The organism is Serratia sp. S4 (assembly GCF_000347995.1).
GTDB lineage: Bacteria > Pseudomonadota > Gammaproteobacteria > Enterobacterales > Enterobacteriaceae > Serratia > Serratia quinivorans.
This window is the reverse complement of the sequence record NZ_KB661120.1, coordinates 4,615,179-4,628,596: the sequence shown is the minus strand read 5'-3', so window position 1 is coordinate 4,628,596 and position 13,418 is coordinate 4,615,179. Positions and strand designations below refer to the sequence as shown.

General features: G+C 52.7%; 12 protein-coding genes. 7 read left to right on the top strand and 5 right to left on the bottom strand.

Going from position 1 to position 13,418, the window contains the following annotated elements; translation table 11 throughout:
• Window positions 1-43 precede the first annotated feature (43 nt).
• On the top strand, window positions 44-1,663 hold the full coding sequence (locus SERS4_RS0122285; RefSeq protein ID WP_017894114.1) for an ABC-F family ATP-binding cassette domain-containing protein: 1,620 nt from the start codon (window positions 44-46) through the stop codon (window positions 1,661-1,663).
• A gap of 18 nt (window positions 1,664-1,681) precedes the next feature.
• On the opposite strand, the gene SERS4_RS0122280 is transcribed toward SERS4_RS0122285, so the two are convergent.
• The gene (locus SERS4_RS0122280; RefSeq protein WP_017894113.1) at window positions 1,682-3,148 is read right to left on the bottom strand and encodes a PLP-dependent aminotransferase family protein; all 1,467 of its coding nucleotides are present in this window, start codon (window positions 3,146-3,148) and stop codon (window positions 1,682-1,684) included.
• 128 nt (window positions 3,149-3,276) lie between these two features.
• Here SERS4_RS0122280 and SERS4_RS0122275 point away from each other — a divergent pair, with 128 nt between their 5' ends.
• The 3 genes from SERS4_RS0122275 to SERS4_RS0122265 are packed head-to-tail and all read left to right on the top strand — an operon-like array spanning window position 3,277 to window position 7,313.
• On the top strand, window positions 3,277-4,542 hold the full coding sequence (locus SERS4_RS0122275) for a 4-aminobutyrate--2-oxoglutarate transaminase (RefSeq protein WP_017894112.1): 1,266 nt from the start codon (window positions 3,277-3,279) through the stop codon (window positions 4,540-4,542).
• Between the two features lie 13 nt (window positions 4,543-4,555).
• On the top strand, window positions 4,556-6,010 hold the full coding sequence (locus SERS4_RS0122270) for an NAD-dependent succinate-semialdehyde dehydrogenase (RefSeq protein ID WP_017894111.1): 1,455 nt from the start codon (window positions 4,556-4,558) through the stop codon (window positions 6,008-6,010).
• A 58-nt stretch (window positions 6,011-6,068) separates the two neighbouring features.
• Window positions 6,069-7,313, top strand: a complete 1,245-nt coding sequence (locus SERS4_RS0122265; protein ID WP_017894110.1) for an amino acid permease — start codon at window positions 6,069-6,071, stop codon at window positions 7,311-7,313.
• A 71-nt stretch (window positions 7,314-7,384) separates the two neighbouring features.
• On the opposite strand, the gene yfcF is transcribed toward SERS4_RS0122265, so the two are convergent.
• Complete coding sequence (gene yfcF / locus SERS4_RS0122260) at window positions 7,385-8,020, bottom strand: glutathione transferase (RefSeq protein WP_017894109.1); 636 nt, start codon at window positions 8,018-8,020, stop codon at window positions 7,385-7,387.
• 171 nt (window positions 8,021-8,191) lie between these two features.
• Here yfcF and SERS4_RS0122255 point away from each other — a divergent pair, with 171 nt between their 5' ends.
• Window positions 8,192-8,908 carry an HPP family protein gene (locus tag SERS4_RS0122255; protein WP_012146999.1) on the top strand — a complete coding sequence of 239 codons (717 nt, stop codon included), beginning with the start codon at window positions 8,192-8,194 and terminating at the stop codon, window positions 8,906-8,908.
• 257 nt (window positions 8,909-9,165) lie between these two features.
• On the opposite strand, the gene SERS4_RS0122250 is transcribed toward SERS4_RS0122255, so the two are convergent.
• Genes SERS4_RS0122250 through SERS4_RS0122240 form a run of 3 tightly spaced genes read right to left on the bottom strand, consistent with a single transcriptional unit; the run spans window position 9,166 to window position 12,547 of the window.
• Window positions 9,166-10,932 carry a P-loop NTPase fold protein gene (locus SERS4_RS0122250; protein ID WP_017894107.1) on the bottom strand — a complete coding sequence of 589 codons (1,767 nt, stop codon included), beginning with the start codon at window positions 10,930-10,932 and terminating at the stop codon, window positions 9,166-9,168.
• 7 nt (window positions 10,933-10,939) lie between these two features.
• On the bottom strand, window positions 10,940-11,959 hold the full coding sequence (locus SERS4_RS0122245; RefSeq protein WP_017894106.1) for a tyrosine-type recombinase/integrase: 1,020 nt from the start codon (window positions 11,957-11,959) through the stop codon (window positions 10,940-10,942).
• 3 nt (window positions 11,960-11,962) lie between these two features.
• Window positions 11,963-12,547 (bottom strand): phage repressor protein CI, encoded by a 585-nt coding sequence (locus SERS4_RS0122240; RefSeq protein ID WP_026142549.1) that lies wholly within the window; start codon window positions 12,545-12,547, stop codon window positions 11,963-11,965.
• 109 nt (window positions 12,548-12,656) lie between these two features.
• Between SERS4_RS0122240 and SERS4_RS0122235 the strand changes: the two genes are divergently transcribed.
• Window positions 12,657-12,878: a hypothetical protein gene (locus SERS4_RS0122235; protein WP_017894104.1), complete on the top strand. Its 222-nt coding sequence runs from the start codon at window positions 12,657-12,659 to the stop codon at window positions 12,876-12,878.
• A 30-nt stretch (window positions 12,879-12,908) separates the two neighbouring features.
• A complete protein-coding gene (locus SERS4_RS0122230; protein WP_017894103.1) occupies window positions 12,909-13,418 on the top strand; it encodes a phage regulatory CII family protein in 510 nt (169 codons plus the stop codon).

Here is a 13,418-nt window from a genome sequence, read left to right as displayed (position 1 = left end):
TCTGTGCCTTGTGGGGATGTTTTGATCTCATTCAGGAGTGCTTATGGCTCATTTTGCGCAGTCCCCTCATCTTGTTTTACATCAACTGAGCTGCCAGTTTGCTGACGGCGAAACGCTGTTCGGCCCATTGGATCTGACTTTCGATCAACAACGCTGCGGCCTGGTTGGGCGCAACGGCGTCGGCAAAACGCGTCTGCTACGGCTGATTGCCGGGCTGGACTTGCCGGGTAACGGCCATGTTGAATCCCATGCTTCACTGGCCTACGTGGCGCAGCAGCCGGATCTCGCACCGCGGACTACGCTGGCGCAGCTGCTCGGCTACGGCGAGACCTTTGCCGCGTTGGCCCGTCTTGAGCAGGGACGACCGCAGGCGGACGATATCGATCGTCTGGAAGGGCAATGGGATCTCAGCGATCGTCTGCAGGCCGCTTTTACCTCCGCCGGATTGCCGCCGTTCGATCCGCAACGGCCAGCGAGCGATCTGAGCGGCGGTGAACGGATGCGTGCCGCCTTGTGCGGGGCGATGCTCGGTGAGGCGGACTTCCTGCTACTGGACGAACCGACCAACCACCTTGATACCCGCGCCCGCGACTGGCTGTATCAGCAGTTGGAAAACTGGCGTGGCGGCTTGCTGGTTGCCAGCCACGATCGGCAACTGCTGGCGCGTATGCAGCGCATTGTCGAATTGACGCCCGGCGCACTGCACAGCTACGGCGGTAATTATGATGATTATCGTCACCAGCGTGATCTGGAGCAGCAGGCTGCGCGTGCCGGACTGGAACATGCGCGTCAGGAACGTCGACGCACCCGCGCCCGGCAGCAGAAAGAACATGACATCAGCCAACGGCGCTCTGCGCAGACGCTGAAAACCGTCGATACGCTGAATATTGCCTCCTTTGAACGCGTGGCCTACAAGGCGGCGGCCAAAGAGAGTTTGGGTACGCTGCGCAAGCAGCATCAGGAGCAGAAAGGCTCCCTCGATGCCGCAGTGCGTGAAGCCTGGCAGCGGGTGGAGGAAGACAGCCCGGTGATGTTGACTCTGCCAGGCAGTGCAGTGGCGGCGGGCAAACAGGTACTGGTGCTGGAACAACTGCAACTGCCCTTTATCACTATGCCGCCGCTGGATTTACGCATCGATGGCCCGATGCGCGTGGCGTTAACCGGCCCGAACGGCTGCGGTAAAACGACCTTGCTGAAGGTGATCCTCGGGCAGTTGGCCGCCAAAGCCGGTCGTTGCCATTGCTTGCTACCGACGGCTTATCTCGATCAAAATCTTTCGCAGCTCAATCTGTCGCTCTCGGTGGTTGAGCATCTTGGCCTGCAGGATTCGCCGCTAAATGAAGGCAGGATGCGCAGCCAGTTGGCGCAGTTGCAGTTAAATGCCGAACGCGTGCTGTTACCGTTGGCGGCGCTGAGTGGAGGGGAACGGCTGAAAGCGGCGCTGGCCTGCATGCTGTGGCGGCAGGAACCGGCGCAGTTGCTGCTGCTGGATGAGCCGACCAACCACCTGGATCTGGCATCGTCACTGGCGATCGAGGCCGCATTGGCCAGTTTTCCCGGCGCGATGCTGGTGGTCTCCCATGATGAAGCGTTTTTGCAGGCGTTGAAATTGACCCACCGTTTGCAATGGCGGCAGGAAGGGTGGCAATTGCAGAGCCTTTGATGGAAAACAAAACAGCGCTCAGGGACGGATGCATTCCAGCAGCAGGGTAAAGGCGGCGGCCATTTGTTCTTCTGGCACGCAGGCAAACCCCATCAGCAGGCCACGGCGATGGTTGGGCAGCATGTAGTAACGCGACAGCGGCCGCACCAGCACGCCGCGTTCGTTGGCGGCGGCGGCGATAGCCACGTCGTCCGCCTCGTCCGGCAGGTTTAGGATCAGGTGCAGGCCGGCGTTGTTGTTGAACTCGCTCAACGCCTGCTTGCCCAGATGCTGCTCGATCAATGCGGTCAGAAACGCCCGGCGGCGGGCATACAGCAGCCGCATGCGACGGATATGTGCGGTGTAATGGCCTTCCTGAATAAACTGCGCCAATGCGGTCTGGATCAGCAGATGACCGCCGCGGTACAGCTCGGCATGGGCGGTTTTCAACGCCGCGACCAGCGGCTTTGGCAACACCACGTAGCCCAGCCGTAGCGCCGGGTACAGCGTTTTACTGAAGGTGCCGATATAGATCACCGGTGCGTCGGCTTCCAGCCCCTGCAATGCCGGGATCGGCTGGCCGGAAAAGCGGAATTCACTGTCGTAGTCATCCTCAACGATCCAACTGCCGCCGTTGCGTGCCAGTGCCAGCAAGCGTTGTCGCCGCGCCAGGCTCATCACCGATCCCAGCGGATATTGGTGCGACGGGGTGACAAATATCAACCGTGGTGCGCCGCTGGGCTGCTCCGGTGGCACCATGCCGGCTTCATCAACTTCCAGCGGGCAGATATTCACGTCGTTCATTCGCAGGATATTGCGGATCCCCCAATAGCCCGGCTCTTCAATCCAGGCATCGTCGCCCGGATTGCACAGCAGCCGCGTCACCAGATCTATCGCCTGATGGATGCCCTCGGTAATCAGAATCTGCTCCGGCGAACAGCGTACCGAACGCGCCACACGCAGATAATCCACCAGTGCATGTTGCAGTTCCGGGCTGCCGCCCTGGTTGCTGTAGGTCAGTTTCTGCGGGGCTGGGCGACGGCTAATGCGTGCCTGGATCTTGCTGAATAACTGATGAGGGAAGGCATTTACATCGGGCACGCCGGGGATAAACGCGCCCCATTGTTTGGGGCTGGCGCTGGCGTGATGCAACAGAGCGGCACCGCGCTCTGACAGTTCAATACCTCGTTGCACCCCATCACTGCCAGCAGGAGCACTGGCAGTGGATAAACAACTGTCCGGCACGGTTTCGGCGACGAATGTGCCACTTCCGGCGCGCGCTAGAACATATCCTTCTGCCAGCAATTGTTCATAAACGGTTAAAACCGTGTTACGTGAAAGGCTAAGCTCCTGCGCTAAATCGCGTGAGGCGGGCAGGCGGCTGGAGGGCGGCAGGCTACCGTCCAGAATGCTGGTACGGATCGCATTATAGAGCCGTTTATGCAGCTTATCATCGGGCTGTTCGCCGAGACGCTGCAATAACAGGTCACCACTCAGTGAGCGCAATTGGATCCCTCAATTAATCGTAACTGGCTCTCGATTATAGGGCCACATCCTGTGTAAATAAACGCCATTGTTTCACGAATGTGAACGAAACGTACAACTGGCATCGCTCATCGACCGGAGAGAACAACATGAAAAACGCAGAATTGAATCAACGTCGTCAGGATGCCACCCCGCGTGGGGTAGGCGTGATGTGTGGTTTTTACGCAGAGCGTGCAGAGAACGCCACGCTGTGGGATGTCGAAGGTAATGAAGTTATCGATTTCGCCTCTGGTATTGCGGTGTTGAATACCGGGCACCGTCACCCGAAGGTGATCGCCGCGATTGAAAAGCAACTGAAGGCCTTCACCCACACCGCTTACCAAATTGTTCCTTACGAAAGCTACGTTACGCTGGCGGAGCGGATCAATCAGCGCGCACCAATCGAAGGCCCATGTAAAACCGCATTCTTCACCACCGGTGCCGAAGCGGTAGAGAACGCCGTCAAAATTGCTCGTGCTCATACCGGTCGTCCAGGTCTTATCACCTTTGGCGGCGGTTTCCACGGCCGTACCTATATGACCATGGCGCTGACCGGCAAAGTGGCTCCTTACAAACTGGGCTTCGGGCCATTCCCCGGTTCGGTGTTCCACGGTCAGTACCCAAATGCGCTGTACGGCGTGACCACCGAAGACGCGATGAACAGCCTGGAACGTATTTTTAAAGCGGATATCGATCCCAAGCAGGTTGCGGCTATTGTGCTGGAGCCGGTGCAGGGTGAGGGCGGTTTCAACATCGCACCGGTCGAGTTTATGCAAGCGCTGCGCACGCTGTGTGACGAGCACGGCATTCTGCTGATTGCTGACGAAGTGCAGACCGGTTTTGCCCGTACCGGCAAATTGTTTGCCATGGAGCATTACAGCGTGAAACCCGATCTAATCACCATGGCGAAAAGCCTGGCGGGCGGTATGCCGCTGTCGGCGGTGGCCGGGCGTGCCGAAGTGATGGATGCTCCAGCACCGGGTGGGCTGGGTGGCACCTATGCCGGTAACCCGCTGGCGGTGGCGGCAGCGTTGGCGGTGTTGGAAGTGATTGAAGAAGAGCAACTGTGCCAGCGTTCGCAGCGCCTGGGGCAGCATCTGGTGGAGGTGCTGCAGCAGGCGCGCCAGACCAGCAAGGCGATCGTGGATATCCGCGCGCAAGGTTCGATGGTGGCAGTGGAGTTTAACGATCCGGCGACCGGCAAGCCTTCGGCGGAGATTACCCGTCAGGTACAGCAAAAAGCGCTGGCAGAGGGCCTGCTGTTGCTGAGCTGCGGCGTCAACGGCAACGTGATCCGTTTCCTGTATCCGCTGACCATTCCGGAAGACCAGTTCACCAAGGCGCTGGGCATTCTTTCCCGCGCGCTGGCCCAATAAGGAGTGATCGGCAATGAAATTGAATAATCCCGAGCTGCTGCGTAGCCAGTGCCTGATTAACGGTGAGTGGTGCGATGCGCTGAGCGGCAAGCGTGAAGCGGTGATCAACCCGGCAACCGGCGTCGAACTGGCCAGTATTCCGCTGGTCAGCGGCGAAGAAACCCAGCAGGCGATTAACGCGGCACAGGTGGCGCAGCAAGGCTGGAAGCAACTGACCGCCAAGCAACGTTCCGCACTGCTGCTGGCCTGGGCCGACAAGGTACTGGCAGCGCAAGAAGATTTGGCGCAGCTGATGACCGCTGAGCAGGGCAAGTCATTGGCGGAAGCGCGTGGTGAAGTGGCCTATGCCGCTTCGTTTATCACCTGGTTTGCCGAAGAGGCCAAACGGGTCGACGGTGCGGTATTGCAGGCGCCACTGGCCTCACAGCGCCTGGTGGTGGTCAAGCAACCGATTGGCGTTTGTGCGGCGATCACCCCGTGGAACTTCCCGGCGGCGATGATCACCCGCAAGGTCGCGCCGGCGCTGGCGGCAGGCTGCGCGATTATCGTTAAACCGGCCGAACAAACGCCGCTGACCGCGCTGGCGTTAGGCAAGCTGGCGCAGGATGCCGGCATTCCTGCTGGCGTATTGCAGATTGTCACCGGTGATGCCGCTCAGGTGGGCAAGATGCTGTGTGACAGCCCGGTGGTGCGCAAACTGAGTTTTACCGGTTCGACCGAGGTCGGCCGGATCCTGATGGCGCAGTGCGCACCAACCATCAAAAAACTGTCGTTGGAACTGGGCGGCAATGCGCCGGTGATCGTGTTCGACGACGCCAACCTGGACGCGGCAGTCGCCGGCATTATGGCCTCCAAATTCCGCAACAGCGGCCAGACCTGCGTCTGCGCCAACCGCATCTATGTGCAGGACGGCATCTATGACCGTCTGGTGGACAAGCTGGTGGCGGCGGTCGAGCAACTGAAAGTCGGCGACGGCAGCCAGGAGGGCACCACTCAGGGCCCACTGATCGACCAGGATGCGGTGGAAAAAGTACAAAGCCACATCGACGATGCGTTGATCAAAGGTGCGCAGATCGCTATTGGCGGTCAGCCACACGCGCTGGGGCGTACCTTCTTCCAGCCCACGGTAGTGACCGGCGTGACGCAGAAAATGCGTTTCGCCAAAGAAGAAACCTTTGGCCCGGTGGCGCCGTTGTTCCGTTTCCATGATGAGGCGGAAGCCATCGCCATGGCCAACGATACCGAATTCGGTCTGGCTGCCTATCTGTTCACGCAGAACGCCTCGCGCCAGTGGCGTGTCCCGGAAGCGTTGGAATACGGCATGGTCGGCATCAATACCGGGCTGATTTCCAACGAGGTGGCGCCGTTTGGTGGCGTGAAACAATCAGGGCTCGGGCGTGAAGGATCGCGTTACGGGATTGAAGAATATCTGGAGTTGAAATACCTGTGTATCGATGTGAGCTGTTAACCACTGGGAAATTAACCTCTCCCGGTGGCTCGCACCGCCGGGAGACAAAGGATGCTGCATGTCTGCTGATAATACCTCTATTTCTCCGGCGCTTAGCGCCGGGGTGCGAAAGCCTGCACCCGCCAAATCACTGAGTTTCCTCGAAGGGGTGGCGATGATTGTCGGCACCAACATTGGCGCCGGCGTGCTGTCTATCGCTTACGCTTCCAGCAAGGCCGGTTTTTTACCGCTGTTGTTCTGGCTGGTGCTGGTGGGCAGCCTGACCACTATCACCATGCTTTACGTCGCCGAATCCACTCTGCGCACCCGTGCTCACCTGCAATTAAGCGGGCTGGCGAAACGTTATGTCGGCGGTATCGGTGCCTGGCTGATGTTTGCTTCGGTCTGCGTCAACAGCGTCGGGGCGCTGACCGCCTATATGACCGGCAGCGGTAAACTGCTGCAATCCCTGTTTGGTATCTCTCCGGCGATCGGTAGCCTGCTGTTTTTCGTGCCGGCGGCGGGGGTATTGTACTTGGGGCTGAAGGCGATTGGCCGTGGCGAAAAGTTTATCAGCATTGGCATGGTGGTGATGCTGACCGCGCTGGTGGCCGCCACGCTGCTCAAAGACACCACTCAGATGCGCAACCTGCTGGACGGTGACTGGCGCTTTATGGTGCCGGTCTTCAACGTGGTGGTGTTCTGCTTCTCGGCGCAGTATATCGTGCCGGAAATGGCGCGCGGTTTTTCGGACAAACCAGAACAACTGCCCAAGGCGATTATGGTCGGTATGGCGGTGACCTTTGTGTTGCTGGCGGCGGTGCCGATGTCGGTCATTGCTCTCAGTGGATTGGATGGCATCACTGATGTGGCGACCATTTCATGGGGCCAGGCGTTGGGGCAATGGGCGTTCTTCTCCGCCAACATTTTTGCCCTGTGCGCGATGCTGACTTCTTACTGGGGGCTGGGCGGCAGCTTCCTGACCAATATTTTCGACCAGTTCAGACTGGGTAATGACGAACAGCCGCTGCGCCGTTTTGGCGTGCTGATGCTGGTGGTATTGCCGCCGTTCGCGCTGGCTTACAGCGGGCTGGTGTCATTCGTTAACGCACTGTATTTCGCCGGGGTATTCAGCGGGGTGATCCTGTCGATTATGCCGATGCTGATCCTGCGCGGGGCGCGCAAGCACGGTGACCAGACGCCACGCTGGCAGTGCAGCTGGATCACTCACCCGTTGTTGCAGGTAAGCATCATATTGCTGTACCTGGGCAGTGCGGTGTATGCCATTGCGTCGCTGTTCGGCTATCTGCCCTCTGGATGGTGAATTGCCTTCCCTCAAGAAGTGATGTTGTTTCTCGATAATTGAGAACGGCGGCGTCGTGGCCGCCGGTTTTTTTAGCCGCGCATTTTCTCCGGCAGTGCCAACCAGGCCTGCACCGAAGGACGTTGCCACTGTTTCTGTGCATAGTGGCGAATGTTTTCCGGCACCGCATCACCGTGTATCACCAGCCGATTGAGCATCAATGCCAGATCGGTATCGGCAATGCACCATTCCCTGAATAGATTATCCTGGCCGTGGCTCAGCATTTTTTCGACGGCGGCGATCAGCTTGTTGGCGTCAGCCTGTGCGGCGGCGGACAGCGGGGGAAACTTGCCTTTGCCGAAAACGGCCTCGGTCGAGCGTTCGGCGCGAAGGTTCTGCAGATCGCTGCGTAGCCATGCCTGGACTTCCCGGGCCTTGGCGCGTTGTTTAACGTCGCGCGGATACACCGGGTGAGCCGGGTGGATCTCATCGAGATATTCATCAATGGCCGAGGACTCCGAGAGTTGAAACTCACCGATCACCAGCGCAGGGACTCTGCGTGTCAATGACAGCGCTGCATAGCTTGCCGCTTTGTTTTCTCCCTGTGACAGGTCGACCGGTTTAACGGTAAAGGGAATGCCTTTCTCCGTCAGGGTAATAAACGCCGACATGGCATAGGGGCTGAAAAATTCGGCATCGGTATAGAGTTCGGCAATCGGCTGAGACATTGGGTTTTCCTCAAGGCAAAGGGATGCGAACTTTGATAATTGCCGAGCAGTGGCTAAAAATCAATCTGTTAGCAGAAAGTTATTTCAACGGCGACCCGCACTGCGGGCGGTGGTTGCCGACGTTGTGATATATTTGTTGCTATTAAGTTGGTTTTGGCAGCGCGAAGTAACATGAAGAAGCAGTGGATAGAGAGTTTGAAACTAGGGTGTGCACGTTTGTGGCCGCATCCCTTAGCCGTAAGCAAAAAAGAGATATTGCTTTCCAGCGTTGGCGCCGGGCTGGGGCTGATGATTTCCGGTTGGATCAGCCATTTTGTTCTGGGCGAAGTGAACCTGTGGTTTATTGCGCCGATGGGGGCTTCCGCCGTGCTGCTTTTTGGCGTGCCGAACAGTCCGCTGGCGCAGCCATGGTCCATCGTCGGGGGCAATATGTCGGCCGCAGCGGTGGGGGTCAGCACCAGCCTGCTGATAGCCGATCCCGGCCTGGCCTGTGGAGTGGCGGCGGCATTGGCGATTGGGTTAATGTTTAAACTGCGTTGCCTGCATCCTCCCGGCGGCGCGGTCGCGCTGACTGCGATCCTCGGTGGGCCGGGCATTCATCAACTGGGCTATAGCTTCGTGCTGTACCCGGTGCTGTTGAACTCGGTGTTATTGGCGCTGCTGGCGATTATCTTCAATAACCTGGCCGGACGACGCTACCCGCACCCTCTGGCCTCGGCCGAGGCCAAGCCAGCCAATCTGCCGATTGATGCGGTGTCTATCACCCGCGCCGACTTGCATGAGGCCCTGATGCAGGGCGAACTGTTTGATATCGACGAAGACGACCTGCAGGAAATCCTGCTGCGTGCCGAACAGTTGGCGCACCAGCGGCAGAACGGTGGCGCCTGATTAAGCTATCGCCATTTCATCGCCATGAAAATCAGGGCAACAAAAAAGCCACTTCGTGTGAAGTGGCTTAATGTGCTGTTATATCAGCTAAATTTGGTGGCCCCTACTGGACTTGAACCAGTGACCAAGCGATTATGAGAACCATTTACGTCAACCATAAAACAATAACTTAGTTAAATAACAATGAGTTGTGAAGTCAATAAGCGGCAATGTAAGGCAATAATCCTAACTTCATGCGACACTTTTGCGACATTTTCCTAGCCGATGTTACAGGTTAGTCTCTCGATACGGAGACGATCAAATCCAGTTTTTTTATCAGCATATTTTTGAAGGATATAGTTTACTCTGTTGACCCATAATTTTTCTTCAGATAGTTCGCTATACAAAGCGCCAGTGTTGTATCTGGCCTCCAAGCCTTCTCTGATTTTTTGCCAGTGGTTAACAGGAGCATCTAACCATATATTAACAAATCGGTGAGCTTTGATATATCTCATGACATCAATATAACTGTACTGTCCTTGCCCGTGGTAGCCAGATGATATCAAGCTTTTAAATTTATCAGGATCTTCATTCATAGATTCAATTATTTCTTTTATATATTCTGGGTATTTTTTTTGCATTGCAATCCTTTGATTATATTCAATAAGATCAAACATGTCATTGGAGATTTTTCGATACTCATCTCGTATCCAATAACCATAGCCATGGGAGGATTCTCTATGCATTGAAAATCTACTATTAGGGTTTGGTAAGGGCATTAAATTATATTTTAATAATTTTCTTAGATAATGACTAAGTTGAGTGTAAACTTCTTGATAAGTTAGGTCGTGAGCTTTAATTAATGACATTAGTAATTTTAAATTAAATATATGAAGTATTTTCCCTGTATCAACTATTGATAGCTCGTCTAATTTATTGTCTATATCTTGTATTGCCAAACTTACATCTTGGTGTGATAGCTCATCAAAGTTCATTAAAATTAGCCAAGATTCCATATTTTCTTGAGATAAATACTTACTAGACTCTACTTCGGAAATTATTTTATTTTTGTCATAGTAGCCTTTTGTTAAACAATTTATGAGAGTCTCATCGCTAAATATACTTCTTATTAAATCAAGTGTTAACCCTTTTTTCCTGTAAGACTCACCGATTTGTACGATTGCAGGTGGTGCTTCGTTATCTTTATCTTTATTTACGTGATATTTTATTGATTTTTCAACTCTAAGAATTATATCGCTTTCTTTTATTTTCCCATACCGGTATTCTATGGAGAATACCGTAAAGAAAGTGAATGTTTCATGCATAGCAGCGTCATTGTATATATGTTTTTTTTCAAGGCATTCCAATAGTCGAACAGCATCATTAATAGAGTGTTTTAAAATTCTCATAGAACGGCATTCAGAGGCTGTGAAAGCATTTAGAATTGCTTTTTTTATTTTATCAGGAATTTCTTTTCTATCTGTAAAAAAATTAAACACCTCGTTAATATTCGGTTCAACTCTTAAGGTTTGACCTATTACTTTTTCTTTTGACTGATCAAATGATTCCATTATTTTTTTGTCATGGGCTATTGCGATGACTTTACATCCATGATGTTCTACATATTTGTTAATGGCTCCGAGTATTTCATTTATGTTGACTGAACATCGTTCAATATCGTCAAATACAATCACGCGATCATTCTTTACATCCTCCTTTATTGCCGCATTTACAAGGTTACTGACAATACCTCCTAGGCCGAATGTAAATGCCTCTGTACCAAGGCTGCTATCACTCAGACCGCCAGCGGCTTTTTTAGCAAGCGCTTTCGCAGGAGACATTTTGTAGAATACTGAAGCGTAAATATCATCTATTGATGTAACGTCAAAAAGACTGACATAGTACATTTCATCGTCTTTCAAAGATTTTTTTATTTGATACGTCTTACCTGAACCCCATTCACCTGTTACGAGAACTGCGTATCCGGGGGCGATAAGTTTCTTGTAATAATCAATGTAATCCCTAAACTGAGTTATATTATCCATGCTAATCTCATTTGTTTATTAATGGATTATAGGAGAGAACATCTTCTAGATGGTCCGGTGAAAAATGAGCATACCGCATAGTCATTTTTATATCTGTATGCCCAAGAACTCGTTGCAATACTAAGATATTTCCACCATTCATCATAAAATGAGATGCGAATGTATGGCGCAGAACATGAGTTAACTGCCCTGGCGGAAGATCAATCTCTGCACGTTCAAGTGCATTTCTGAACGCGTAGTAACAGGGAATAAAAAGTGTACCATTATTTTTCGGTAGTTCAGCCACTAATTCCGAGGATAAGGGAATTGTACGGTTTCGTTTTCCTTTGGTTTTTATGAATGTTACTTTTCCAGTTGATATCTGTGAGTGTTTGAGGCTTTCAGCTTCACTCCAACGAGCTCCTGTGGCGAGGCAGATCTTTACAATGATTTCTAGATGTTTTGCTGAGCTGTTGCGGCATTCATGTAAAAGCTGACCAATTTGTTCTTTTGTCAGAAAGGCCATTTCACTTTCGTCAGTTTTGAACTGTCTAACATTTTCTAGTGGGTTTGGGGCTAACCACTCGCCTAATCTTTTTAGTTCGTTAAACACAGCTAAAAAATACGCGTGTTCCAGATTCATCGTTCGGGGAGATACTTTGCTAACGCGTTTGGTACGAGCAAATTTCCCTTCAAGGCGCTTAGCGCGGTAAGCCGTAAAAAGTTGAGCAGTAAATTCATTGGCTAGGGGAAAACCCATACACTCTGCAGCCCATAACATGGAGCTTTTACGTTTCTCACCATCATTCAAGGTAATGCCATGGCGACTAAACCACAGCTCAACCAACTCGGTGAGGCGGCGTTTTTCTTTCCCTTCGCCTAACCACGGCGAAGACTCAATTTGATCTAGTGTGTAATTCTCGAACGCAAGCGCTTCGCCTTTTGTGGCAAACTTTTTACGAACACGCTTACCTTCTTTACCGCTGCTACGGTCAACGGTGTAAAAGTCTGCTATCCAGCGCCCGTCAGGCAGCTTTCTTACTGGCATTACTTATTCCACCGTCAAAACTACGCGACCAAGCACAGTTATATCATCAAGATCGCAGTCAAAAGCGGCTCCAGTACCGCTGATGCGCACCTTCTTAACTGGTATGCGTGTAAGCGTGCGTATGCCTATTTTTCCCTCAATTTCGACTAACCATAAGCCGTCATGCACCTCGCTGTATTTCTCATCAACGATGTATTGAATGTTGCCATCTATTAGGCACATTGGAGAGGTAGGGGCATGGTTTGGCTCCAAGAATATCCCTTTATCGAATAAGACTTTATCAGCCTCATAGAGTTGACCATTGATTAGTCTTTTTCTAATTAGACTCAGTGTATCTGATTTGATGTCTTGAGAATTACCCCCCCTGCCTGTCACCAGCCACTCGATACTTGTTCCCGTTTCTAGGGCGCATTGCAAAACGATATCTGCCGGGAAAACATCACGTTTGTATCTCGCGGATAAGCTACTGGCAGCAATGCCTAAGTGCTCCGCAAGTTGCATTTTCATGCTGAAACCGTAGGCGGCTACGACCCTGTCGAGAGCTTCTGAAGTTGATTTAGGGAAATCAAAGCTTAGATGTTTACTCATTTATGATATTGACACTTAGAATTAATCTAAGTAATCTCCGTGTTGTTTTGAATTAGACTCATATTGCCGGATATTACCGTATCTGGCGCTAATCGAGAGAGTTTGCCTTATGCGACCTAATATTACAATTGTCATCCCTGAACCTTACCTCCCTCTAGACGAGTATTGCCGCCGTACCGGCACCAATAAAGAAACGGCTAAGAACCTGATTGAATACGGAAAGTTGCCTATCAAACCAAAGGGTAAACAGAAAAAAGGGCTCATTGAAGTAAACATGGCGGCCCTGACTGTTCGAGCCCTGAGTGAATGTAGCGTCTCTCTTCAGGCTTAATCTATTTTACCGATTAGAGTAGGGCTAACCATGTTTGATTACGCTGTTTCTAAACATTCGCACTTCGATGAAGCCTGTCGCCAGTTTCCAGCGCGTCACAATGTGACGGCTCTCGCTAAGCAGATCGGCATGAATGCCCAGACGTTGCGCAATAAGCTGAGTCCGGGCCAGCCTCATCAGCTTACTTGTGCTGAATTGCTTGCGATTACCGACGCTACAGAAGATTCAAGCCTGCTTGATGCACTGTTGGCGCAAATCAACTGCATGCCATCCGTGCCAGTCAATGAAGCCAGCGCCGGGAACATCCCAACGTATGCACTACAGGCGACGGCTGCCGTCGGCAATATTGCTGCCGCTGCAGTTCAAGGCGACCACAAGACCCCGGTTCGCAAGAGTGCACTGCTTGAAAGCGTCAACACGGCGATCCGCCATTTGTCGCTAATCGGTCTAACCGTTCAAAACCGTATCCAATCCACCCCGGCGCTAGCCTCCACCGTTGACGTGCTCGGCGGCCTGAGTGTTGTCGCTGGTTTAAGCTGA